Annotated in this window: 25 protein-coding genes and 1 tRNA gene; 5 read left to right on the forward strand and 21 right to left on the reverse strand. The window is 54.7% G+C overall.

What is annotated here, in order from left to right; all coding sequences use genetic code 11:
- Positions 1–38: 38 nt before the first annotated feature.
- Positions 39–1,394, reverse strand: coding sequence for a glucose-6-phosphate isomerase (locus BN3277_RS22445; protein WP_059046552.1), 1,356 nt, complete (start codon positions 1,392–1,394; stop codon positions 39–41).
- A gap of 227 nt (positions 1,395–1,621) precedes the next feature.
- Here BN3277_RS22445 and BN3277_RS22450 point away from each other — a divergent pair, with 227 nt between their 5' ends.
- The gene (locus BN3277_RS22450) at positions 1,622–2,509 is read left to right on the forward strand and encodes an NAD(P)-dependent oxidoreductase (protein WP_059047417.1); all 888 of its coding nucleotides are present in this window, start codon (positions 1,622–1,624) and stop codon (positions 2,507–2,509) included.
- A 75-nt stretch (positions 2,510–2,584) separates the two neighbouring features.
- Here BN3277_RS22450 and ppnP read toward each other — a convergent pair whose 3' ends face one another.
- Both ppnP and tkt read right to left on the reverse strand, forming a co-directional pair.
- Positions 2,585–2,908 carry a pyrimidine/purine nucleoside phosphorylase gene (gene ppnP, locus BN3277_RS22455; protein WP_059046553.1) on the reverse strand — a complete coding sequence of 108 codons (324 nt, stop codon included), beginning with the start codon at positions 2,906–2,908 and terminating at the stop codon, positions 2,585–2,587.
- A gap of 54 nt (positions 2,909–2,962) precedes the next feature.
- Positions 2,963–4,987, reverse strand: a complete 2,025-nt coding sequence (tkt, locus tag BN3277_RS22460) for a transketolase (protein ID WP_059046555.1) — start codon at positions 4,985–4,987, stop codon at positions 2,963–2,965.
- Positions 4,988–5,285: 298 nt separating this feature from the next.
- On the opposite strand from tkt, the gene BN3277_RS22465 reads away from it, so the two are divergent.
- Positions 5,286–5,633, forward strand: coding sequence for a RidA family protein (locus BN3277_RS22465; RefSeq protein WP_059046557.1), 348 nt, complete (start codon positions 5,286–5,288; stop codon positions 5,631–5,633).
- 76 nt (positions 5,634–5,709) lie between these two features.
- On the opposite strand, the gene purU is transcribed toward BN3277_RS22465, so the two are convergent.
- Both purU and BN3277_RS22475 read right to left on the reverse strand, forming a co-directional pair.
- A complete protein-coding gene (purU, locus tag BN3277_RS22470; protein WP_059046560.1) occupies positions 5,710–6,609 on the reverse strand; it encodes a formyltetrahydrofolate deformylase in 900 nt (299 codons plus the stop codon).
- Positions 6,610–6,644: 35 nt separating this feature from the next.
- Positions 6,645–7,760 carry a deoxyribonuclease IV gene (locus tag BN3277_RS22475; protein WP_059046561.1) on the reverse strand — a complete coding sequence of 372 codons (1,116 nt, stop codon included), beginning with the start codon at positions 7,758–7,760 and terminating at the stop codon, positions 6,645–6,647.
- Positions 7,761–7,996: 236 nt separating this feature from the next.
- Between BN3277_RS22475 and BN3277_RS22480 the strand changes: the two genes are divergently transcribed.
- Together BN3277_RS22480 and BN3277_RS22485 are read left to right on the forward strand one after the other, a co-directional pair.
- Entirely contained in the window at positions 7,997–8,410 is a 414-nt protein-coding gene (locus BN3277_RS22480) for a DUF2621 domain-containing protein (protein ID WP_187380126.1), read from the forward strand.
- 76 nt (positions 8,411–8,486) lie between these two features.
- Complete coding sequence (locus BN3277_RS22485) at positions 8,487–9,413, forward strand: TIGR01777 family oxidoreductase (protein WP_059046564.1); 927 nt, start codon at positions 8,487–8,489, stop codon at positions 9,411–9,413.
- A 71-nt stretch (positions 9,414–9,484) separates the two neighbouring features.
- On the opposite strand, the gene BN3277_RS22490 is transcribed toward BN3277_RS22485, so the two are convergent.
- The 16 genes from BN3277_RS22490 to BN3277_RS22565 form a co-directional block, all read right to left on the reverse strand.
- Positions 9,485–10,519: a FecCD family ABC transporter permease gene (locus BN3277_RS22490; protein ID WP_059046566.1), complete on the reverse strand. Its 1,035-nt coding sequence runs from the start codon at positions 10,517–10,519 to the stop codon at positions 9,485–9,487.
- Entirely contained in the window at positions 10,516–11,553 is a 1,038-nt protein-coding gene (locus tag BN3277_RS22495) for a FecCD family ABC transporter permease (RefSeq protein ID WP_059046568.1), read from the reverse strand. Before BN3277_RS22495 ends, BN3277_RS22490 begins: the two co-directional genes overlap by 4 nt.
- Before the next feature lie 180 nt (positions 11,554–11,733).
- The gene (locus tag BN3277_RS22500; protein ID WP_059046570.1) at positions 11,734–13,461 is read right to left on the reverse strand and encodes a DUF6382 domain-containing protein; all 1,728 of its coding nucleotides are present in this window, start codon (positions 13,459–13,461) and stop codon (positions 11,734–11,736) included.
- A gap of 20 nt (positions 13,462–13,481) precedes the next feature.
- On the reverse strand, positions 13,482–13,985 hold the full coding sequence (locus BN3277_RS22505) for an A24 family peptidase (protein WP_059046571.1): 504 nt from the start codon (positions 13,983–13,985) through the stop codon (positions 13,482–13,484).
- Positions 13,982–15,001 carry a hypothetical protein gene (locus BN3277_RS22510; protein WP_082691564.1) on the reverse strand — a complete coding sequence of 340 codons (1,020 nt, stop codon included), beginning with the start codon at positions 14,999–15,001 and terminating at the stop codon, positions 13,982–13,984. The genes BN3277_RS22505 and BN3277_RS22510 overlap by 4 nt, the downstream gene beginning before the upstream one ends.
- Positions 14,970–17,198 (reverse strand): caldesmon family protein, encoded by a 2,229-nt coding sequence (locus BN3277_RS22515; protein WP_059046572.1) that lies wholly within the window; start codon positions 17,196–17,198, stop codon positions 14,970–14,972. Before BN3277_RS22515 ends, BN3277_RS22510 begins: the two co-directional genes overlap by 32 nt.
- Before the next feature lie 31 nt (positions 17,199–17,229).
- On the reverse strand, positions 17,230–17,889 hold the full coding sequence (locus BN3277_RS22520; protein WP_059046573.1) for a TadE/TadG family type IV pilus assembly protein: 660 nt from the start codon (positions 17,887–17,889) through the stop codon (positions 17,230–17,232).
- A gap of 2 nt (positions 17,890–17,891) precedes the next feature.
- Positions 17,892–18,086, reverse strand: coding sequence for a Flp1 family type IVb pilin (locus BN3277_RS22525; RefSeq protein WP_059046574.1), 195 nt, complete (start codon positions 18,084–18,086; stop codon positions 17,892–17,894).
- A 22-nt stretch (positions 18,087–18,108) separates the two neighbouring features.
- The gene (locus tag BN3277_RS22530; RefSeq protein ID WP_059046575.1) at positions 18,109–18,984 is read right to left on the reverse strand and encodes a type II secretion system F family protein; all 876 of its coding nucleotides are present in this window, start codon (positions 18,982–18,984) and stop codon (positions 18,109–18,111) included.
- 15 nt (positions 18,985–18,999) lie between these two features.
- Positions 19,000–19,806 carry a type II secretion system F family protein gene (locus BN3277_RS22535; protein WP_316244817.1) on the reverse strand — a complete coding sequence of 269 codons (807 nt, stop codon included), beginning with the start codon at positions 19,804–19,806 and terminating at the stop codon, positions 19,000–19,002.
- Positions 19,807–19,833: 27 nt separating this feature from the next.
- Positions 19,834–21,054 (reverse strand): TadA family conjugal transfer-associated ATPase, encoded by a 1,221-nt coding sequence (locus tag BN3277_RS22540; protein WP_059046576.1) that lies wholly within the window; start codon positions 21,052–21,054, stop codon positions 19,834–19,836.
- A gap of 3 nt (positions 21,055–21,057) precedes the next feature.
- Positions 21,058–22,200 carry a nucleotide-binding protein gene (locus BN3277_RS22545; protein WP_059046577.1) on the reverse strand — a complete coding sequence of 381 codons (1,143 nt, stop codon included), beginning with the start codon at positions 22,198–22,200 and terminating at the stop codon, positions 21,058–21,060.
- Positions 22,201–22,368: 168 nt separating this feature from the next.
- Complete coding sequence (locus tag BN3277_RS22550; protein ID WP_187380114.1) at positions 22,369–22,794, reverse strand: thiol-disulfide oxidoreductase DCC family protein; 426 nt, start codon at positions 22,792–22,794, stop codon at positions 22,369–22,371.
- Positions 22,795–22,906: 112 nt separating this feature from the next.
- Entirely contained in the window at positions 22,907–23,185 is a 279-nt protein-coding gene (locus BN3277_RS22555) for a hypothetical protein (RefSeq protein ID WP_059047425.1), read from the reverse strand.
- 254 nt (positions 23,186–23,439) lie between these two features.
- A tRNA-Leu gene (locus BN3277_RS22560) sits at positions 23,440–23,522 on the reverse strand.
- 69 nt (positions 23,523–23,591) lie between these two features.
- Positions 23,592–23,909, reverse strand: a complete 318-nt coding sequence (locus tag BN3277_RS22565; protein WP_059047427.1) for a helix-turn-helix domain-containing protein — start codon at positions 23,907–23,909, stop codon at positions 23,592–23,594.
- 281 nt (positions 23,910–24,190) lie between these two features.
- On the opposite strand from BN3277_RS22565, the gene BN3277_RS22570 reads away from it, so the two are divergent.
- On the forward strand, positions 24,191–24,823 hold the full coding sequence (locus BN3277_RS22570; RefSeq protein ID WP_059046580.1) for a PAS domain-containing protein: 633 nt from the start codon (positions 24,191–24,193) through the stop codon (positions 24,821–24,823).
- Positions 24,824–24,827: the final 4 nt, after the last annotated feature.

Below are 24,827 nucleotides of genomic sequence, written 5' to 3' on the forward strand. Positions count from 1 at the left end.
TCCTGACGACTAACTTAAACGAATTGACCTGGCGTTGCTTATTCGGAAAGACGAGCTTCCAATTCGGCTTTTTCCTTCTCGTATCCCGGTTTGCCAAGCAGCGCAAACATGTTCTTCTTGTACGCTTCCACACCCGGTTGGTCGAATGGGTTAACGCCCAGCAGGTAACCGCTGATGCCGCAAGCTTTTTCAAAGAAATAAACCAGATAACCAAAGGAGTACGGCGTCAAATCCGGCACGTTGACGACCAGGTTCGGCACTTGGCCGTCGGTATGCGCCAACAGTGTCCCCTGGAACGCCTTCTTGTTGACGAAATCCAGCGTTTTGCCGGCCAGGAAGTTCAAGCCGTCCAAATCAGCCGGATCGGATTCGATCGTGATGTGGCTAGGCACTTCGGTCACTTGAATCACCGTTTCGAAAATATTCCGGTTGCCCTCTTGGATGAATTGGCCCATGGAGTGCAGGTCGGTGGAGAAATCAACCGATGCCGGATAGATCCCTTTGTAATCCTTGCCTTCACTTTCGCCGTACAGCTGTTTCCACCATTCCGATACGTAGTGCAGGGAAGGCTCGTAGTTGACGAGGATTTCCGTCACTTTGCCTTTGCGATACAACGCGTTGCGGACAGCCGCATATTGGTAGCTGGCGTTCTCGGCGAGATTCGGGTTGCTGAATTCCTTCGCCGCGTCGGCTGCGCCTTGCATCATTTCTTCAATATTAATACCGGCGGTTGCAATCGGCAACAGGCCTACTGCGGTCAATACGGAATAACGTCCGCCTACGTCGTCCGGAATCACGAACGTTTCGTAGCCTTCTTCGGTGGACAGCTTCTTCAGCGCCCCTTTGGCTTTGTCGGTTGTCGCGTAAATGCGTTTACGCGCTTCTTCCTTGCCGTATTTCTTCTCCAGGGCTGCACGGAAAATGCGGAAAGCGATAGCCGGTTCCGTCGTCGTCCCCGATTTGGAGATCACGTTCACGGAGAAATCCTTGCCTTCGATCAGCTCAAGCAGGTGGTTCACGTAAGTCGAGCTGATGTTGTTGCCGGCAAAATAGATTTCCGGCGTTTTACGCTTGTCCTTCGGCAGCAGGTTGTAGAACGAATGGGACAGCGATTCGATCGCGGCACGGGCGCCTAAGTAAGACCCGCCGATGCCGATGACGATCAGAACGTCGGAATCGCTTTGGATTTTGGCTGCCGCTTTCTGAATGCGGGAGAACTCTTCTTTATCGTAGTCGGTTGGCAGGTTGATCCAACCCAAGAAGTCGGAACCTGCCCCGGTACCTTTATGTAGCTGCTCATGAGCCGTGCGAATTGGCTCCGCAAAATAATCGACCTCATGCTGCCCGACGAATTGCAGGGCTTTGCTGTAGTCAAACGTCACTTTTTTGGACATTGCTGAAACTCTCCTCCGTCTATTATTTATCACACAACACCTATCCAAGAGGAAACGTTCAAATGCTGCTGTTTGGTAAAAAAAGCCGGTCTGAACGCCGCCTCAAACAACTTAAAACTAGGATACTGTAAATTCCCGGCAATGACAAGGGCACAATATACAGGTTTCCACGCGCCGTGCTAAAATAATTAAATGATGTTCAATTCTTTTGGAAGATGGTGACGAACTTGAAAAAAATCGGATTTATCGGCCTCGGGACCATGGGCGCGCCGATGGCTTCAAACCTGCTGAAGGCAGGGTATCCCGTGACGGTGTTTAACCGGACCGCATCTAAAGCGGCGCCCCTTGCTGAGCAGGGAGCCGTAGTAGCACCTTCGCCGAAGGAAGCCGCCGCCGGGGCGGACGTTGTCATCACGATGGTCAGCAACGATGCATCCATCGTCGAAGTGTATGAAGGGGCCGAGGGTCTCCTAGCCGGAATCCGGCCCGGAACCACGGTGATCGACTGCTCGACGATCTCACCGGCACTCGTCAAACGGTTGGCAGCGCAGATCGCCGACATTGGCGGCGCCTTCCTCGACGCTCCGGTTACCGGCAGCTCACCGGCCGCGATCGACGGCACGCTTGTCTTTATGGTGGGCGGCTCCACGGACGCGCTGGCGCAGGTAATGGACCTGTTTGACACCATGGGCAAAAAGGTGCTGCACATGGGCGACAACGGCAGCGGCGCCGTTGCCAAGCTGGCCCACAACACGATCGTGGGCATCAACAATTTGGCGTTGGCCGAAGGCTTTGCCATCGCCGCCAAATCGGGGCTGCCAGCCGATCGCTTCCTGGAGCTGGTGCAGCTTGGTTCTGCCGGCAGTAAAGCGGCCGAGCTCAAAGGACGCAAAATCATCGAGCACGATTTTACGAATCAATTCTCGCTGGCGTTGATGCTGAAGGATCTGAAGCTCGCGTCCGCGCTCACCGACGGTTCAAACATTCCGGCACCGATGCTGAGCCTGGCCAAAAGCCTGTTCCAAGCAGGCCAAACCCAAGGCTTTGGCGAGGAGGACCTCTCCTCGATCGTCAAAGTATATGAAGCCTGGATCGGCAAACAAATCGGCGAGTAACATAAAGGCAGGTATCGCGATGGTTAAATTCGCTGATACCTGCCTTTTTACTTAGAGCCATAAGGCCGCAGAGGATTAAGCTCCCGCCCCGTAAGAGCAGCAGTAATCGGTCACGCTGCGCACCTCCAGCTTGAAGGAAGACTTGGCAGGAACGGTGAACGTCCCGCGCCCGCTGATTTCCCGCCACAGCGTTTCGCCCGGAAGCAACACTTTCAGGTCTCCGGACAAGATGTCCATCACTTCCAGCGAATCCGTGCCGAATTCGTATTCGCCGGGGAGCATGATCCCCAGCGTCAGTTTGCTTCCGTCCGGAAGCCAAACGGTCCGGCTCGTGACTTTGCCGTCAAAATAAATGTTGGCTTGCTTATCTACGGTTACATTTTGCAGTTGCTCTGTCACGTTCCCCTTCTCTCCCTTCACCTCCCATATTTAGGAGGTTTAAACTACCCTAATTTATTTCAATTGAGCTTTCACGTGGCTCACTACGTTCTCAACGGTAAAGCCGTACTCTTCGATCACCTTGTCGCCAGGCGCGGAAGCCCCGAACTTGTCGATGGCGATGATCGAGCCTTTCTCGCCGACAAAACGTTCCCATCCGAACGGATGCGCCATTTCCACAGCAACGCGGGCTTTGACGTCCGGCAGGATCACGGAGTCTTTGTAAGCCTGATCCTGCTTATCAAACAGATCCCAGCTTGGCAAGCTGATCACGCGAACATGGATGCCTTCTTCAGCCAAAGCGGCTTGTGCTTTCACCGCGAGTTGGACTTCAGAGCCCGTGGCGATGATTTGCGCAACTGGTTTGCCGTCTTTCGCATCGGATACGACATAACCGCCGCGTTTAACACCTTCGCGAGCCGCTTCCGCCGTTTTCTCCAGGATCGGCAGATTTTGACGAGTCAGCACCAGCGCGACCGGATTCGATTTATTCTCTACCGCATAAGCCCATGCGGCCGAGGTTTCGTTGCCGTCCGCCGGACGGATGATCGTCAGACCTGGGATGATGCGCAGGGAAGCCAGCTGTTCGATCGGCTCATGCGTTGGGCCGTCTTCGCCAACCGCGATGCTGTCATGCGTCAGTACGTAGGTTACCGGCAGCTTCATGAGTGCGGACAAACGTACAGCCGGACGCAAGTAGTCGGTGAACACGAAGAACGTGCCGCCGAACACTTTCAGACCGCCGTGCAGCATGATGCCGTTCATGGCAGCAGCCATACCGAACTCACGAACGCCAAAGTACAGGTTACGGCCGTCGCGGGTTTCCGGTGTATACATCGCCAGGTCGTTCAAATGCGTCATCGTCGAGCTTTCCAAGTCGGCGGAGCCGCCCAGCAGTTGCGGTACGTTTGGAGCCAGCCCGTTAAGCGCGTTACCGGAAGCTACGCGGGTAGATACCGCTTTGTCAGTTGCACTATACTTAGGCAGCTTCGCATCCCAACCGGATGGCAGATCACCGGCAATCGCTTGCTCGAACTGTGCAGCCAGCTCCGGATATTGCGCTTTGTATTGCTTAAACGTTTCTTGCCAAGCTTGATAGGTAGCAATCCCGCGTTCTTTGACCTTGGCAAAATGCTCGCGCACTTCTTGCGGAACATAGAAATCCTCTTCATATACCCATTTGTAGTTCTCTTTGGTCAGCTTGGCTTCTTCAGCGCCCAGCGGGGAGCCGTGGGTACCGCCATGGCCGCCTTTGCCTTGTTTGTTCGGGCTGCCGTAACCGATCACCGTCTTCACTTCAATCAGCGTTGGACGTTCGGTATCGCCTTTCGCTTCTTCCAGTGCTGCTTCGATCGCAGCCAGATCGTTGCCGTCTTCCACGCGGAGTGTTTGCCAGCCGTAAGCTTCGAAGCGTTGGCGTACGTTCTCCGAGAAGCTGAGGTTCAGCTTACCGTCCAGCGAGATGTCGTTAGAGTCGTAGAGGAAGATCAATTTGCCGAGCTTCAGATGACCGGCAAGGGAAGCCGCTTCACTAGCTACGCCTTCCATCAGGTCGCCGTCGCCGCAAATGCCGTACGTGTAGTGGTCGATCACTTTCAGATCGCCTTTATTATAAGTCGCTGCCAGTTGGGTTTCTGCAAGCGCCATCCCTACGGCCATCGCCAAGCCTTGGCCCAGCGGACCCGTCGTGGCATCTACGCCGGCGGTGTGGCCGAACTCCGGATGACCCGGGGTTTTGCTGCCCCATTGGCGGAATTGTTTGATTTCTTCCATCGGGAGGTCATAACCGGACAAGTGCAGCAAGCTGTACAACAGCATGGAGCCGTGGCCGGCAGACAAGACGAAGCGGTCGCGGTTGATCCAGGTTGGTTCGTCCGGGTTATGGTTCATCGTTTTGGCGAACAGTTGATAACCCATTGGGGCGGACCCCATCGGCATCCCCGGGTGGCCGGATTTCGCTTTCTCGATCGCATCGATCGCCAGCGTACGAATGGTGGTGATCGAAAGATTGTCGATCGTATTGTTGTCTGTAAGTGGCATTCGTGTTTCCTCCTTAATTATGAAAAGATCATTGAAACCCATGAAACTTTAACGCTCCGATTACAAAACAATCATTTTGAAAAAATCATTTTGACTTTATCTATTGTAGCACTTCCTACTTCCCTTTTCCATACCCTTATTCCATTATTCCCAACCCTTCCCCTGCAAATGAGCTATTTTTAAGTTGATTCTGATTGATCTTCAAAAAGCTCTTGATTATCAGGAACATATGTTCTATACTATGTGAAAACATTCACCCATGATATGACAGGAAATTACGAAAAGGAGCTGTGAGAAGATGATCACCCGTATTCCTACTCCATTTAGTTACTCCTCCGCCGTTTCAGCCGGTGACTATGTATTCCTTGGGCTGCACCGAGGGTTCGGCGACGACTTTACCGCGCAAATCCACGGTACTTTGCAAGGAATCCAGGATACCTTAACGAAATGCGGATGCTCGCTGGAACAATTGGTGAAAGTGAATGTGTATCTCAAGCATATTCAGGACCTGCCCGAGATGGAAAAGGTATTTTTCGAATATTTCGAGCAAAACCAATGTCCCGCCCGCATGACCACCACCACGGAGTTTTTTGATAAGGACTGCCTGCTGATGATCGACGGCATCGCTTATCGCGGAGCGGAATAAATCGCAAAAACCGGCACCATGACGAGTTGTCTGGGATGCCGGTTTTTCTTTGTTCTAATATAATCTGCACGACCGGTTAGTTAAAAACAACCGTTTTGTTTTGATGCACCAAAATCCGATCCTCGATATGCCATTTCACGGCCCGGGCCAGCACGACCCGCTCGATGGTCCGTCCAATGCGCTTCAGCTCATTTACATCGTCGCGATGGCTGACGCGCTGCACGTCCTGCTCAATGATCGGCCCGCCGTCCAGTTCCTCAGTCACGTAATGCGCGGTAGCGCCGATGATCTTGACCCCGCGGTTATACGCTTGGGCATACGGCTTGCCTCCCACAAACGCCGGCAGGAACGAGTGGTGAATGTTCATCAATCGGTTACGGTACGGCTCGATCAACGCTGGGGAGACGATTTGCATATATCTCGCCAGCACGATCAAATCGACGTTGTCGCCGACGATCTCCAGTTGTTTTTGCTCGGCTTCGCGTTTCGTCTCCGGCGTGACCGGAATGTGGTGGTACGGAATCCCAAACGATTCGACGTACTCCTTCATGTCGGGATGATTGCTAACGACCATGGAAATTTCGGCGTCCAGGTCGCCGGCTTGCCATTGCCATAGCAGCTCGACCAGGCAGTGGTCCTCCTTGGACACGAAGATCGCGAGCTTCTTCTTGCGGCTTAGCTGATAGAGGTTCCACTCCATCCGGAACTGTGAGGCGATCGCTTCGAAATCGCTTCTTAAGGCCGCGATTCGCCCGTCCAATCCCTCCAGATCAAATTCGATCCGCATAAAAAACATGCCGCCCTCCGGGTCCATCGTATATTGGTCTGATTGTACGATATTCGCCCCATGCTCGTGCAGGAAGCGGGATACCGCGGCAACGATCCCCGGCCCGTCCGGGCAGGAGATCAGCATGCGCGCGCGGTTGCTCTCATAAGGTTTGACGGGTTGTCCTCCCGTTTTGATATGCGTATCCATAGTTCGTCCATTCCCCTTGCACAATGTTGTCTTCGTTATTTTCCTGCGCCGGCGAACCAGGCTACCAGGCGTTGATTGACTTGCTCTTCCGTCAGCTCTGGGAACAAGCCAGCTTCTATCGCGAGATCATACAAACGTTCCATCGGCTCGCGTGGGTCGGCCTTTTTGGCTTTTGCGTCATTCTTGAGCAGCGTCCACGTATCCAGTACGAAAGACCGGGCGTGGATCTCTTGTTTGTGGAAAAAGTCAGCCAAGCGCTCCACGTCATTCAGGAACGCTTCGCCAAACCGCTCGCCTACGTTCCCGCGCAGCAGCGCGATTTCGATTTCGTACATTGGGCGTTGGGTTTTCGCATCCTTCCCGACCCAAGGCGTCTCCAGAATAAACGGCCGGCCCTGCAGCGCCTCGTGATGGACCACGCGGTTGATCGCATCGAAACCGATCCAACCGGAGCCGATCGGCGTATGGCGGTCTTTGGCCGCGCCTACCGGGTTTTTGCTATCATTGATATGCACGACTTCAATCCGCTTTAATCCGATCGTGTCATCGAATTTGTTCAGAACGCCGTCCAGGTCATTCACGATATCATACCCGGCATCATGGATGTGACAGGTATCCATACAGATGGTTAACCGCTCGTTGTGTTGGACTTTATCGATAATTTGCGCGATTTCCTCGAAGCTGCGGCCGATCTCCGTCCCTTTGCCGGCCATCGTTTCCAGCGCGATGCACACGTCGGTTTCACTCGTTCCGTTCAGCACCTCGTTCAGCCCTTCCGCAATGCGGTTCACCCCGTATTCGGCGTCCTTGTCCGTAAAAGCGCCGGGATGAAGCACGATATTACGTACGCCAAGCGCATGGGTGCGGCGGATTTCCTCCTGCAGGAAATCAACGGCCAACTGGTAAGTGTTGGATTTGTAAGAACCCAGATTAATAATGTAAGGCGCGTGGACGACGATTTCGCCGATACCGGCTTGTTCCATCGCCGCTTTGCCTTCTTCAATATTCATCGATTCAATCGGTTTACGCCGCGTATTTTGCGGCGCCCCGGTGTATATCATGAAAGAGCTGGAGCCGTAGGTTACCGCCTCAGCCGTTGCGCTGGGCAGGCCCTTGTCCGAGAACGATACATGGGAACCAATTTTCAGCAAGGTGTTTTCCCCCTTTTGGACATTAAATCGCTAAACAAACCTATTTTAGCTTGAATGCTGAAATAAATAAAGAAATAAGGTATAATTTTAGCAGATTATCTCAGTTTTGAAAGATTCAATTTCTACTATCATAATATCCGAATTTTTAGCGAAAAGCGAAATCCGTTCCGAGGTGATATCTTGTGCTGCAAACTACCGTTTACATATTAACCGCCCAAGGACCCAATCGCTGGTTTATGAACAGCATTGCGTTCTGGGGTTTTGTGCTGCTCGGCATGATGGCGATTGGCGGCTTCTTTATGTTCCGCAAATTTTTGAAGGTGCTCCCGAAGGCGGACGGCATGTCGAAGCTGGACTGGCAGAACCATTGGGTCGAGCAAAGCCGCCATCTCTGGACGGACGAAGCCAAGGCGTTCCTCGACCGATTGGTCGAACCCGTGCCAGGGCCGTTCCGGGATATCGCCAAGCATTCGATCGCCGCGGAGATCGGCAAAATCGCGCTGCAGGAGAAAGCTGCCGAGGTCACACAGGAGCACTGCATCCGAGGTTATATCGTAGCTACGCCAAAGCGCGACAACAAGTTCCTCGTCAAATTTTTGGAGAAAAATCAGATCGATTATCGGCCTTACCGGCATTTGATGAATAAATAATTTGCGCGAAAATGACATCCGGCTCCTGTCTTGCACTCGGCAGCCGGATGTTTTGCGTAAAGGAGGTTCGTAAAGCATGAAAACAGCGATCTTCGGGGGATCGGGGTTTATTGGCCGCGCGTTGGCGGAGTATTGGTTAAGCCAAGGGCATGGGGTGTTGATCGTCACGCGGAGTGATGGCGGGGGGCCCCGTTGGCTGCGGGAGACTACCGCTTCCGAGGCTTTGCTTACCACCGTCACTTGGGCGGAGATTGAACAGAGCCCGTCGCGGCTGGAGGGCGTGTCGGTCGTCGTAAATCTGGCCGGAGCTTCGCTGAATCAGCGGTGGTCGAGGCAGGCCAAGCAACGGATTCTGGAATCCCGGCTTGAGTCGACCCGGGCCGTTGCCCGCGCCGTTGAGCGGATGAACCGGAAGCCTGAAGTCGTCTTGCAGGGCTCTGCGGTTGGCATCTATGGAACCTCGTTGACGGATACATTTGACGAACGCTCGGCGGTACCGTCGCCTCCTTCCGATTTCCTCGCCGAGGTGACATCGGCCTGGGAGGAGACCGCGGAGCGGGAATTCCATGACGTTCGCCTAGTCAAGCTGCGTACCGGGGTTGTGCTGGGGCGCAGCGGAGGCGCTTATCCGTTGATGCGCCTGCCCTATCTCCTAGGCATTGGCGGCAACCTCGGCAGCGGTAAGCAAGGGGTCCCGTGGATTCATCTCCGGGATATGGTGAAGCTGATCGATTATTGTGCCGCTCATCCGAATATTCATGGCCCGGTAAACGCGGTAAGTCCGGAGCCGGTGACGAACCGGGAATTCGGCTATACCGTCTGCCGTGTGCATCGTCGTCCCTTCTGGCTGCCACTGCCGGCATCAGTGCTTCGAACCGCATTGGGCGAGATGTCGCTGCTGCTGCTCGAGGGACAGAAGGTAATCCCCTATGCTGCGTTGGAGGCAGGATTTACTTTCACCTTTCCCGATTTGAAATCGGCTGTTGCTGATTTGAAATCATAAATGCGCAAAACAACGGCCCGGAGACTGGGAATCCAGTTCTCCGGGCCGTTGTTCCGCCTATCGTCAGAAACTTATATCCGGGATTTCGTCAACAAATACAGGAAATACGGCGCACCGATGATCGCTACGACGATCCCGGTTGGGATTTCCGCCGGCTGCAACACCCAGCGGCCCAGTGTGTCGCCCAAGATGACGAGCAACCCCCCGGCCAACGCGGAGGCCGGGAGCAAATACTCATGCTTGGGCCCAACCAAGCGGCGGGCCAAATGCGGCGCGATCAGCCCGACGAAGGAGATGCCGCCGCCCACCGCAACGCAGGAGCCGGTTAAGCCAACCGCGGCGGCCAGCAGTCCCAGACGGGAGCGTTCCAACGGGGTGCCAAGGCCAGTGGCGGTTTGATCGCCAAGGTTAAGCACATTAAGCGCACGGGCCTTCAGGAACACGTACGGCAGCAGCACGATCAGCCATGGCAACAGCGCCAGCACATACTTCCACGAGGTGCCCCAGATACTGCCGACCAGCCAGATCTGCAGCATCTGGAAGTTCTCCGGACGCAGCCGCAGCTGGAGTACAATCATCGCCGCATTAATGCCGGCGGCTACTGCAATGCCGACCAACACCATCCGAATCGGGAGCAATCCGTAATTTCGCTTAAAGGAAAGCACGTAAATCAAGGTTGCTGCGCCGGCCGCGCCAAGCAGTGCCAAGACCGGCATCAGATAGACGGGCGCACTGGCTGTGGTCGGATAGAAGGAAATAAACAGCGTTACCGCCAAACCGGCTCCGGCATTAATGCCGAGCACGCCGGGGTCAGCCAGCGGATTACGCGAAATCCCTTGAAAAATACAGCCGGCCACCGCCATCCCCATCCCGATGAGGACGGAGATCACGATACGCGGCAGGCGAAATTCATAGAGAATTAGCTCTTGTTTGTCCGTCCCGAAGCCGATCAACGTCTTAAACACGTCAAGCGGCGACAGCCGGATATATCCCGTATTCATGCTAAAGATGAATACCGCAAGAATCAGCAGCGCAAACACGGTCATCACGATATACGCTTTGCGGGCCTTTTGCCGCATATGCAGAGGAGCTTCGATCCGGTTCATTCCAATCCCCCCTTCTGCTTCATTGCGAGATAGAGGAAGAACGGTACCCCAATCACGGCGATCAGCGCGCCGATCGGCGTTTCATGGGGCGGGTGAACCATCCGTGCCAAAATATCCGCAAATACCATCAGCAAGCTGCCCAGCAGCGCCGAGGACGGAATGACCCAGCGGTAATCGACGCCAACAAGAAAACGGGCGACATGCGGAACCATCAAGCCCACAAATCCAATCGCTCCGACAATCGAAACGGCGCTGCCGGCCAGGACCAATACGATGATCATGCCCAGCGCTTTAATCAGGCGAGTTCTTTGGCCTAGGCCGGTCGCTACCTCTTCGCCGAGACTCAGCAGGGTAATCGATTTCGATAACAGCAGAGCGCAGAACAAGCCTGCGAAAATCCAAGGCGAGACCAGCTTGATTTGCAGCCAGTTGGCTCCGGCAATCGCACCAGCGTACCAGAAAGCCAGGTCCTGTCCGATTTTAAAATAGATCGCGATCCCTTCGCTGATCGCCGTGAGCAGCATGCTGACGGCAGCGCCGGCCAACGTCAGTCGGACCGGTGACATGCCGCCCCTGCTCATGGAGCCGATCCCAAATACGAGCCCGGCCCCAAGTCCCGCGCCGATAAACGAATAGAACATCGTGAGCAGGAACGAGGTTCCCGGCATCAAGGCAAAGCAAATGGCCAAGGCCAAGCCGGCGCCGGAGTTGAGTCCCAGCAAGCCGGAATCGGCCATCGGGTTGCGGGTCATCCCCTGCATGATCGCGCCGGCCACCGCCAGCGCCGCGCCGATCAAGGCCGCCGCCAAGGCGCGTGGAAGCCGCAGCTCCATGATGATTTGATGCTGGGTTTGTTCCGCCTGAAAGTGGAACAACGCATCCCATACGGTGGCGAGCTTAATGTCCGCCGCCCCGACGGAAATCGAGAGGCTGATCGCAAACAGCAGCAGCCCCGCGCCGCCGAATAAAATTAACGTTGCCGCAAGCGGGCGGGAACGCAAGCGTGGTTTGGTAGATTGAGATATTGCCGACATGTCGAGAACCATCCTTTAATCAATTTCGCAGTAAATAAGAGCAAGGATATGAAGTATGTAATTGAGAATAATTCTCGTTCATTATACCCGCTTTTCCGGTGAGAATCTACGGCCATTTCAAATTTGATCGTTAGCCAACCGGCCAAGCCTAGGTGTCAGCTTTCCCCAAGACCTTCTAGATCATGAAGCCTCCTCTCCAAACTTAAAGCTCGTCTCCGCCAAGATAAACACGTCGCCCGCCTGCAGCGGATATTCTTTATAAGGCGCCACACCCTCGTCATTCAGCCGGGTTCCGTTTTTTGATCCGAGATCTTTGAGCCGACAGCCGCGCGAGGTGACCAAAATCTCCACGTGGGCACGGGATACACCTGTAGTCTTCTCTACATATTGAGCGATCTCCTCAGAGCGGCCGATCACAAAGCTGCCCGTTGTCAGCGGAATTCGTTCCACCAGGGTACCGGCGGGCTCGCACCGCTCCAAGTAATAACGGGGAGCGCGTTCCATTAGCGGACGGCCCTGTCCTTGCAACATAGACCGGCTCAGCAGCACGGTAGGCGGCGATAGTTCCATTTCAGGTTCTGGATCATCGAGCACCGTCTCTGGCTGAGACAGAGAGGAAAGCGTGGATACAGGTACAGGTACTGGTGCCAACGCAGATGCTGATGTAAACGCAGGCCTAGGTGTAGGCGCAGATATGCTCGTGGCCGCTGATGCCCTCCCTTCGAATGAACTCTCCACCCGCGGCGTGAACGTCTCCAAAGGGGCTTCCTCCGTCTTGGCTGAAGACGGCCTTGTTCTTCCTTCCCGTTCTGCGGATAACCTTAACAAGCCCGATAACCCTATCGGACTGTCAACCCCCTCCGACCCCTTCTCTGTACCGTCCGCATCTTCTCCCATATCTGTAGAACTGCCGCGAAGCTTGCGCCACAACGCGAAACCGCCCCCACCTAACAACAGGGTAGCAGCAACCCCCAGGGTCAACCCAACAGCTCCAGGACGATCGAAGTAGAGGACCTTCCAGGCTAAAGCATCCGCAAGAAGGACACCCAGCACAAAGTAGGTTGGTTTTAGCGGCTTCTGCTCCCTTGGGCTCTTCTCTTCGTCTAGCCCCGGCCACTCTTCCCGTTTAACGCGTGTATGGCCAATGGTCTCGGCTACTCCAGCCCAAGTTCCCAACTCGTTCGGTTCGCGTACGGGCATGTATTCTTTGACGATGGCGGAACGAGCTGGTGACGGCGATGGCTCCCCAAGCTGTGATGACGGATCGTTTACGGCCATGGTAGAAGGCATCCCCCTTACCGTAACCTTATCCCGCTCTGCCTGGACATCCGGTTCGCCCGACAACAAACGCAGCAGCTTTTTCTTCAGTTCTCCTAAAGAAAATAACTCATCCCCGCACAAACGGACCAACTGAGGGATCCCGTCTCCCTCAACCTGAGAAACGCAGGTCAGCAACCGGGTCATCAGCGATAACAGGGCCTGGGATAACGCGGGAGCGGTCGGCGCTTCCTTCCAGGGGACATAAGTAAAGTACAACGCCCCGCTGGAGAGCGGCTCCTCCACGAAAATATGCGCCTCATCCAGCAGAAAACCGGACGGCGACAACATGTACCTCTTGCTGTCCTCCAACACGGCGACGACCTGGAGCAGGAGACCATAAAACTCCAGCATGCTGATCTTGTCGCTGCGCAGGCATTGGGACAGCATTCTTTTTCCAGTGATGTCGTAATGCAGGCTAATCTGATAATCAATCTCTCGGATATCCAGCCGCAATAAATTAGGGACTGTGACCGCCGCCAGCATGGAACGCTGGACCCGATTTAATTGCTCGGGCCTCAATCCCTCCTTGGCTTCCAGAATCATGTAGGTCCCGCCGTCCCTGACAAAATCGGCAACCAGCTCCTTCATGATAAGCCCCTCCTCGTTTGTTACATATAGTAAACCGCCAGTACAGCTCCAGGGAGCACCGCCAACATAAACGGAAATTGCAGCTGATGTTTGGCGGCCGCCTCGAGGGGGGCCGTGCTACGCAAGGCGGCGGCTCCAAGGACGCTCCCGGCGATCCGGCGCAGACGCACCCCGGTCTCGCGGCGCCAGACCAAGAGCAGGAGGCCGATGCACCCCGCAGCTAAAATTGAATACATCATCGTGGATAGGGTCAAAGTAATGCCCGTCCAGGCCCCGATTCCTGCAAACAACTTCACATCGCCACCTCCTACTGCGCGCAGTAAATACAGGGCAAACATCAAACCAAACCCGGTTGCCGCCCCCAATGCAGCAAACCAAGCACCCATCCAGCCCTCCGTAAACAGGTGATAAGACAATCCCGTACAAATCCCTGTGACCGTGATAACATTAGGAATTTTCATCGTCCTCATATCCGTCACGAAAGCGGCAAGCAGCATGAGATAACAACCCCAAATCTCAATCATGAATCCCCTTCACTCCCTTTCGATTCCGAACGCGGGCTGGCCACCTCGAACGTATCCGTTGTTCGCAGGCCTTCCTCCGTTTCAATCACAAAACTCCACGTCCCCGGCGTGGTGTTTCCCCCGACCAACCAAGTCCAGGCGATTTGGCCTTTCTCATCCGCCGTCGCCTCTCCCAGATACTTCGCTTGGCTAACCCCGCTTTTGTAATAAACGGTGAGCTTGGCACTTGATCCCGGAGCAACCTGAGCCTGAATCGTCGCACGATGTCCGGCGTAAGCCGGATTGGGCTTTGCGAGCACCACCGCCGCTTGACCCGTTTGCCCATCGCCGCTTCCGCCTCCCGGTTCCAGTTCCCCGGTATCGCCGATCCATAGCCGTTCCTCCGCCCTCGTTTGCAGCACCATTCGTTGGCCGGTAAACGGAACCTTCAGCGGCAGCTCGTAACTCACCTCAATCCCGAAATAAGGCTGTTTGCCTGTTTTTAGGTCTGGGACCGTGACGCGGCTGACATGCAGGCGTTCTTCCTCCAGCAGGGTTCCCTGCAGAAAGGGGCGCAGCAATGGCTTAACCACCGGGTCTAATACGGCTTCCGACGTTTTCGCCTTCAGCTCCTGCAGCGGCTCTTCGCCTTTACGCACGCTATCCATCACCCATGTCGACATCGGGGCAGGCAGGTTAGCTGCATATTGCTCCGCCCATTCCTCCAGCGCCAGGGACGGCATGCGCCAGGTAAACGAGCCGTTTTCCGTTGTCGTCCCCTGGCCGCTCCGGGACTCCACCGCAATGGCCACAGGATAGATATGTGCGGAGACTTGTTTAACGGCATTGGCTGCGGCTGCATGTAATTGTCCGGATAACAACGTCATATGGACTAGGAAAACAAACCAGAATACAACCATCACGAATACGGGCGCAATCAAGGCAGCCTCCAGGGTCATACTTCCCTCGGACGCATCGCTCCGGTCATGATGGGGCATTGACTCCTTAATAAGAAAAATCCGCTTGCTTGACCGCATAATACCGGCTTCCTTCCACGTTTCCTTTCACCACACCAGCCTTCCCCAGCGCTTTGCACACTCCGGGCAGGAACCACAGAGGCATCGCCACCGTCACCTTGCCTTTGGCGTAGGTGGCACGCTCCGCCGGATCAACTCCGGTATTCGTCGCGATCAAGGCCAGCATACGCGATAATCGTCGTTCACTGCGGCCATGCAGCAGCAGAAATAACCGAAGATGATCCCGATAGGTCAGATCAACCTTGAGATAATCGCTTAATTGGATTTTTCCTTCCCGGGTTAAGGCAAGCATATCCTGCACCGCATGCTGCGCTCCGTAGAGCAGTGCTGAAGCAAAGATCAACAGCGGATTCCCTTTAGCCGCGTTTTTGCTGAACCCCTCCATCGTCCGGATCGCCAGCCGCATGGCAAAAATCTCCCCAAACGCAGCTGCGATATTTCCTCCCGGATGATGAGCCCCATACAGGATGTATTCGACCTCTTGCCGCTCCGGTGCCAATTGCGCGCGGATGGCTTCCAGCTTGTCCTTCTGGCTCTTGCCTTCAAGCAGGCCGTTCAATGCGCTGACATCCACGAAGTGAAAATAACTCGCAACGTATTCCATTTGGTAGACGGAATCCGACATTCCGCCCATCAGTCCCGCCAAACCGCCGTATAGCCCGTCCATGTTAGCCATGGAGGCCCGCCCCGCCTCGCTCAGGTCTTCGTTCAAACCCGCTGGAGCCAACTGTTCGTCGGCAACAGAACGGTTCAAAGAGCGATTCGCTTCCATTTGCGCCTCCAGCTGATCAAATTGGGCCTGATATTCGTTTAGTCCATTCTTAAGCTGTTCCAACTCCCGGATCCAACCGGCCGCTTCCTTCAGCTTGGCGCTTGCCGCTTGTTCCGTTGCCTTTCGCTCTTTGTCCGAGGAGCGATGCGCTTCCAGCCTGCGCTGGCTCGCCTCCAGGACATTCCCCGATCCAGGAAATACAAACTGGCGCAGATAGTTATCGCAAGCCCGGGCGGCGCGGTTCACGCCGGAATCGAAGGCCGTATACGAGGCCGTCGCCGCGGTAACGGAACCAGCTTGGGCAAGCAACGAGCTTCCGGCGCTCCTTAGCTCGGCAAATGCTATGGTCTGCCGTTGAAGATCTGCGGCCAGGTCCACAAACATCTCCTCGGGCAGCAACAAGGAACCGGCCTGGGCCCGGATATCGGCGATGACGTTTCCATCTCCAACTGGATCGGAACTGCCGCCGCGGGTGCTCGTACCCGCAGACACGTCGTTATACCCGGCTTGCTCCGGGCGCCGCTCCGCCTCTTCGATCGTTTGCCGCATTTGTTCATTGATCTGGCGCACCTCCTCAAGCAAAACCTGCGCCTGGGGCAGATGCGAAGCATGCTTCTGTTCCGCGTTTTGCTGTTTACGGCCCAGTTCCGTAAACCGCCTGCCGGTTTCGGCACGGTAGCGGTCGATTTCCGCCGTATACATCCGATCCTCGGGTTCCTTGCCTGCATCCGCCTCAACCATGCTCACATAGTCGGGATATTCAGTTGCGGCATCGGCCAGCGAGGTGATGCTTCCATTCCAGACCTCTCCTTGGCTCCCGCTGCTTCCCCCGGTTAACACTTCCGCGTAGGGCTTCACCGTATCCGCTGCTAGCCGTTGCGTGTCCAAAAGCTCGTCCAGCTTGGCTTCCCTCTGATCGTACAGCTTCTGCAATTTTCCCAGCAGATCCACCGTATTCGAGGCTTCCTTCATCACTCCCGCCATCGGTTTGAAGCGGTTCAGCAGCTCGATGGTAACGTCAATAGGGGCCCGGTATTTCATTTGCTCGCGTATTTGCTGCTCGAATACCGAATAGGTCCCGATAGGGCGCAGCATTTCAATAGAGGAGGAATCCAAGCTCCCCCCCAGCAAAGGCAGCCCCTCGTTGCGCCTTCCCCACTCAAGCTGATCCTGTAGTACCTTCGACATGATGTAGTTCCCGTCGGTTTGACCATAAGCAAATAGTCCATACCGATCGGCCAATTCGCGGTCATAAGCGGACATTACAGACCTCGAAGCTGCATGCACCAAAGCTTCCGCTTTCGCCTGTAAGGCGAACATTCGGGCAAAATCGATAAACAAGGCAACAAACGCAAACACCGCGGCAAATATCACGATAAAAAATACCGTAACCGCCCCTTGCTCCGCACGCTTCCGTTGAAACACCGCCGTTTCCGCCTCCTTTCCTCCCCGCCGTCTATTTCCCGAACAGCTTCAACGCTTCCTGAGCCTCCTGCTTGTCCATTCCCTGTTTTCCCGCTCCGTTCCGAAATTTCTCACCATAATAACGCGCGAGCTCGACGGTCCGAATCCATTCCACCGGCTCAACGACATACGCCTCCGCACGCCCGCTCTGATTGACATCGTCAATCCAGCCCTCCAGCGGGGCCAGCGGAACCAAACGATCCAGCGCAACCCTTACCTTGCGCAGCAACAGCCGGTTATCGTAGCGAATCTCCCCCTGAATCTCCTCAGGCAAATCGACTCCTGTCCGCGTCAGTTTCCTAAGCGGGAGCGACGTCCCTGCTCCGTCTGCACCTGCAGGCAAACCCAGTTTTATCGCCGCATCTTCACCCCCCCAACCAAAAATCGCCTGCAGCATCCCGTCATCCCCCAAGCGCCAATAAAGGGAATCGGTCTGCCCTTCGGCAAAAGCCCCGGTCATGATATCCCGATGGCTGTTATCCCAGGTATAAGCGGTTCGCTCCGCAGCGACGATTGCCGCCTGTCCCAACAACGCGTGTTGGTAAAGATAAAGACAGAAGAACAGGAGGATCAGCACCGTGTAAAAAATCATCGGGAGCACCAAGGAAGCTTCAATCGTAAAGGCCCCGCGTTGATCCCGCCACAGCTTCATGCCTAGTTCCCGTCCATGAAGCTTTCTGTCTTTGACTTGGCTTTGCCGAGCAAGCTCTGGACGATCCCCTTCAATTGATCGCGAAAAATCACGGCGATAATGACGATCACCGCGATGATCAAAATCATTTCAAGCATGCCAAGCCCTTCTTCATTGCGCCATACCCCTTGGATCTGCTTGCGAAATGCGGTTAACATATGAACTCCTCCTCAGCTTGATCTACAAATTCATGATCATAAACGCCGGTGCCCCAACCAAAATCAGTACCGCCATAAACAGCAGCACCATGGGGAACACCAGCTTGGACGAAGCTTGCTCGCCCAGGGTTTTGCCGACGGCTTTCCGCTTCTCCCAGAGTGAATGGGACAAGTCCCGCAAAGCCAAAGCAAAATCTTCCCCACCGCGGCGGTAATTTAACAAAACCGCGGTCGTAAAGGCCGATACCTCTTGAATCCCGCAACGTTTGCTGAACCCTTCCATCGCTTGCTGAAACGAATCGCCTCCTTCCCATTCCTTCTGCATTTGCAGCAGCTCCCGGTATAAGGGATGACCGGCTTGCTCCCGCTTACGCTCCAAACAACGCTTGATCGCCTGCTGAACCGTCGAGCCTGCGCCTACCAGCAGCACGATTTTGTTCAGCAGCTCCGGCAGCTCCAGCAGAACCGCCTGTTCCCGCCGTTGCACCTTTCGATGGAGATCGTTGATTAGCGCTACAGGCACCAGTACCGCCAATAGCCCGCCGATCAGCAAGCCGGCAGCGCCATTATTCAGCAGCGTCATCAAACACCCGAAAATAAGGCACAGGTAACCGTATGTGAGCAGTTCTGCCAAAAACAGCAGCGTCGTTTCTCCGCTGCGCCGGTTGCCGCCGATTTTCTGCACTGCGCGCTGAACCTTAAAGAAGAAGCCGGGAAACCGCTGAGATATCCTGATCCGCTCCAGAAGGAGCAGCATTGGCGGCGCGAGACGGACCAACCTTAACCCATCCAAAGTCAGCCCCTCATAACTGCGATAGAGCCGCCGGGATTGGGGATAAACGAAAATCCAGCTTCCGCCTAAGGCGAGCAGCAATAGTCCCGCAACCAACAGGTACATCTGTCAAAGCCTCCTCTAAATCCGAATATCGATGATCTTTAACATCAGCCAAGCGCAGACCGCAAACAACAGCAAGGCTAGTCCCGAGATCCATAATCCAGCTCCATGATGCAGCGGACGCATATAGTCCGGGGAGGTCATCTGCATAAACAGCAAAAATAAAATGGGCGCCGCCAGCATCGCCTTGGCTTCGAACCGCTTTTGGGCGATCATCACGCCGATCTCCTGGCTGATTTCCAACTTTTCACCGATGAGGTTCGAGGTCCGCCGGACAACCTCTACCAGATCTCCCCCTGAACGCTTGCAGGTCGTAAACACATCCGCAAAATTATCGATGTCCTCCAGCGCCGCCCGGCGGCTGAAATCCAGCAGGGCTTCCTCAATTGGCTGCCCATAATCCATCCGGGCGCAAATGATCGCAAGCTCCCGCATCACATCGTTATCTCCGTCCGGATACAGCAGCTTTAAATCATCGATCGCCTCACGAAAGCCGTTTTCCACCGAGCGGCCTGCAGCCAGCGAGGAGGACAGCGAATACAGCGCCTGCCTAAAATGCAAGCCCAAGGTTTCTCTTCGCCGGCGCAGCAGATAGCGGCTCCAATATCTCGGTGCTAACACGCCGCCTAACGATAGCAGCAGTGCTAGTGGAATGACCCGAAAGAAGATATAACCCAACGCGAAAAACGCTGCTCCGCCTACCAGCACACAGATCCCTTTCTGCCGCGGGGAAAGCGGAAATACCCGATAATCCGCCAGCTTTACCGCATCATCTGGAGACTTCGCCTCCTCCTTCCAGGGTAGATCAACCCGTCTTTTCAGCAACAAACCTTTCCCCTCTCTTCCCGCGCATCAGATTGCGGGCAATCCTGCTATACGCAGCTTGTCCGTATGGATTAACCCCGTGCCACTGCTTTGCAGCTTCCCGACGATCCGGCCGTTTTGTTCCCCTTCTTCCCGGAACGTAAACAACGGCTGAAGCACCACCTCCCCTTCCCGTAAACCTACGACCTCGGAGATTTCCGTCACCCGGCGCGAACGGTCGCGCAATCGCGACAAATGTACGAACACATCGATGGATGAAGCAATCTGCTGCCGGACAACCGGAAGCGGCAAATCGGCTCCGCTTAGCACCATCGTCTCGAGCCGGCTAATCATATCGGCCGTGCTGTTGGCATGCCCGGTCGATAGACTTCCGTCATGGCCGGTATTCATCGCCTGCAGCATGTCCAGCGCTTCCGCTCCCCGCACCTCGCCAACGATGATCCGGTTGGGACGCATGCGCAATGAGGCTCGGATCAGTTCGCGGACGCTGATTTCACCTTTTCCTTCCGTATTCGCATTCCGGGTTTCCAGGGACACCAGATTGGGGACCGTGACGATCTGCAGTTCGGCTGAATCCTCAATCGTAATCACTCTCTCATCAGAAGGAATAAACTGGGACAAGGCGTTTAAGAACGTCGTCTTCCCCGAGCCCGTTCCGCCGCTGATAAATAGGTTGTATTTGCTCCGCACGAGCCGCTGCAGCAGCTCCGCCGCCTCCCCACTAAGGGAGCCAATCGCAACCAGTTGCTCCATCGTTAAGGGCCGTTCCGGGAACTTGCGGATCGTCATTGTTGGCCCTTTCAAGGCGACGGGGGGCAGCACGATATTCACCCGCGATCCATCCCGCAGCCTTGCGTCAACGATGGGCGACGATTCGTTCACCACCCGGTTGACGCCGGACACGATGGTTTGGATGATGTCCTCCAAGCGCTCCCTGGATTCAAAACCGACGGGAACCTGCCGAACCGCCCCCTCCCGTTCAACGAAAATCTCCTCATGACTGTTGATCATAATCTCGGTGACGCTGCGGTCCTCGACGAGCGGTTGAAGCACATCCAGACCGCGGAACGAATCGTACAGCCTGCGTACCCATTTGCGCTTCTCCGCCGCGGTCGCCCCGCTTAATCGCCGGTCCTCCAACACGCGCCGCTCGATATAGTCCAGCAGTTGGTCGTCGTTCAGGACGGAGGTGACGTCCAAGCCCCGGCGGATTTCATTGCGTAATGCGGTAAAATCCCCTTCCTCCAATCGCTATCCCTCCAGTGCCATCGGAATCGGCCCCTCGCCATAGAGCTCATGGCAAAGGCGGATGATGTCCCGCTGATATAGCGGGGAATGCAGCAGTTCCCCTTGACGGCTGCCTTGATTCCAGGCAGGAATGAAGGATAACGTTGCCTGCAGCCTCAAATCGGGCCTTGGCAGGTCCGCTAACCGTTTCCCCGTATACCGATTAAGGGCAAACCGGGTTTTCTCCAGCAGCGACCGGTAAAACTCTGGACGAGTCCGTTCAAGATGAGCTAGCCACCCCCCGGTTTTGCGCATCACTCCCCAATCGTCTGTGACGATCCAAACCACACGGTCCGCCCGTTCCAACACCGCATCCGTACGGCCATCCGGGAAGGAGTCCATATCAACAATCAACGAATCATACAATCCGCTGCCGGCGATATATTCAATTAACTCCGCCGTGTCCTTGCGTTCCATTTCCAGCAGCTCGTTGAGGTTGTCCGGGGGAGCCAGCGTATCCCCCTGCAGGACGGGATGCCTGTAGGCGTAAGCGGAAATCGGAAACCGGAGAGCTTCCCGCCGATCATCCGCCGCTTTCAGGTCGTAAAGCAACCGGGCGAATCCCGACTGTCCCTCCCTCAAGCTCTGTCCGGCAACCGGCAGTTCACTGCCGATCGTCTCCAGGCTAAGGTAGAACACCTTCCCCCCTTCCGTCGCCAGCTGGCGAGCGAGGTGAAGGGCAACCGTCGTTTTGCCGCAGCCGCCAACCGTAGAGTAAACCCCGATGATCTGCGGTTGCCCGCCGGTCAGCCCCTGCTTCCCCGGGCCTCCCCGAACGAGCTCAACCACCGAAGCGAGTAGCTGATGCAAAGGTTGATACTTCTCGACGCGTAAACCACCGGATGCCTGCGTTGCCCCGTCTGCACCCAGTTCAATGCAGCAAAGCCCGGGCCGAGTTAACGACTCAACCGCCTCCAAGTACGCCGGATCGCCTAATACCGCATCAAGATCCCCGCCCGATTCCGCTACATACTGCGTGAACGCCTCTTTCCGACTAAATGCCGTCACTACCAAACGCCGGTCAAACTCGCTCGCATGCACATAGCGCAGAAACGGATCGATATACTCCTCCTCTTGCACGGCCAACACCAATTTGATCGGAACCACGATTCTCCCTCCTTCACCGGAACGAAAACAAAAAAGCACCGCCCAATAACCCGATTTAACATCGAGTAATGGACGGTGCTCCCGTTCCGAATTCCTGAATTTAACAGTAAGAATATCACAATTATGGATTTCAAACAAGTCCTATTTGGATTGAAAGGGCGCTCTTCCCTACCCCTCCTCCAAAAACCGCTCCTTCAGCTCCCGGGTTGGCACCAGGCAGGTTTCGTCCTTCCCAAACCAACGGTAACGATGTTTGGCGACGAATTGATAGACCGCATCTCGAAGTCCCCTTGGCACGACGATCAACCCATACAACAACGGCCAGGGGTACCGTAGGCCCTTAGCAATACGCAGCGCCGCCGCTGACCGAATATAATAGGTTCCATTTTCGATCAACACGACGCTGTCCAGCGATTCCCCATGCGCCCCCACTGCTTGCAGCAGTTGGCTGCCGGCCTGGGATTGCAGCGAGGCAAAACGGAACCGTCCGGCCGGGTCACGCTTGATGATGAACTTGACCGCCCCTTGGCATAAATGGCACACACCGTCAAACAAGATCACGCGCTCCACCCGTTCATTTGGTTTCCCTGACATGCTCTTGCTCCCCTCTCCCCGCATGAAGATATAACGCCACGGTCCTCATTTATATATGAAAAAAGCACGGGAATTTTTCCCGTGCTCGCTGTCACCAGTTGGCATAAGCGTTTTACTCGGACGCTAGCTTCTCGAGCCACTGTCCTTCTACCATCTGACGGTTGATTTCACCCGAAAACTTCTCCATGCATTGGCAGATGAAGTCTTTTCGGCAGACCGGGCAAGGTGTCTTTTGCAGCCTGCTGACGTTAGTTAACCGCCATTCGGGATTCCGGTGGTAAAACACGCGGCACGCCGTACCGTCGGCCATGTTAACGATAAACTCATACAATCCGTCATTTTTGTTGCTGCCGGCCTTGGTTACTTTTACAACATTCGGTCTGTAGGACATGTTATCACCCGTATTATCAAATTTCATTCCAGAGCGTAGCTCTTTTAGTACTTAGACATATTAATTAATTTTTATCGGCATGTCAACTTGAAACCCCGCCCAGATCGCCTGATTCTGGCGCATAGGATGCATGATCTTCGTTAGAATGTGCATAAAATCACCGCCCCATACCCCAGACTGCGAAAAACAACCGAGGGTTACAAAAAAAGAACTTCCCGGATGCTCCGAAAAGTTCTGCTGTAGCGTTTGATTGATGCGGTCGAGAGGACTCGAACCTCCACGGGCGTACGCCCACTACCCCCTCAAGATAGCGTGTCTGCCATTCCACCACGACCGCGTTTGTAAAAGTTTTGTTCAGACGAACATGGATTATTATATCTTTGCGGTCATGAAAAGTAAAGTGGTATTATTTGTCCCTCCGGCCCGCCCTCAGTCTCCGGTAACGGGTAAACTCGATATACTCCCGCACAAAAGCTCGCTCGGACTCCGTAAGTGAGCTGACAAACGAGTTCCAGTCTTTTTCGCTGGAGATATATTCCGTTCGTTGGTCCTGCACATATTCCGCTTGCTTCTCTCTTCCGGTCATCAACCAATCCAGGCTCACGTCAAAATAAGCGGCGATCTCAATCACTTTATTCGTGCTCGGTGTGGATTTGCCGCGCTTCCAATCCCCAAGATTCCCCGTACTAATTCCAAGTTCAAGGCAAAATGCCTTTTTGGTCATTCCAGCGTTCTTGATCAGCAATTCAATACGCTCATAGATCGACAACTTCTCTCCAACCTTCCTAAAAAACTTTAATGACGCATTTAAGTAATTTGACCGTTGTGAAGTAACGTATCTACGTATATAATAGAGTGAAATACTGCGATTCTTTTCCCATGCGTATTTTCGTTTAAAGAAAGGGCCTTAGATATGTAAATATATGCCTATATCTTAACACAGGGCCGGCAAGGACTTAATAGGTCCGAAGACTGCCCTTATTTCATGACAGGAGCGCACCCGCCGTGAATGAAAATCCCCCTTGGAAAGAACCCTATCATTCGTTAAATCAAAGCGTTGCCATCTTGGATCCTAACGGAAGGATCGTCTCCGTGAATCGGACCTGGGCAACCCGAGCCTCTCATTTGGGCGTGGCACCCGATTGGGCTCAACCCGGATTTAATCTCTTCCACTATTTTCAGCATGGGCCGCATCACCTTACTTATTTTAACGTCCGCCAACTGCTGGAGCAATTTACACATATCTTAAACGGTGACGCCAAGATATTCGCCGTTGAATTCAAGGCGCCAACGACCGGTGAGGAATTATGGTTTCTCGCCGAAGTCACTCCCTATGTCGAAGAAGCGCCCTCCCCTCCCCAAGGTATCGTGATCACCTGCACCGACATCACCCGGCTAAAACGACAGGAAATGCAGATGCAGCACGCTTTAGAGCATATTCGAACACTCCGGGGGCTCTTGCCGATTTGCGCCGTGTGCAAGAAAATCAAGGACGAAACCGAAATGTGGAGCACCATCGAAGCCTACCTGATCAAACATACCCATGCCGAATTTACCCACGATATTTGTCCCGATTGTATTCGGGCATTGTATCCCAAATATTCCTCGATCCTGGATCTGCCGCCTCAGCCGGAATAATTTC

The organism is Paenibacillus rubinfantis, assembly GCF_001486505.1.
Taxonomy (GTDB): domain Bacteria; phylum Bacillota; class Bacilli; order Paenibacillales; family Paenibacillaceae; genus Fontibacillus; species Fontibacillus rubinfantis.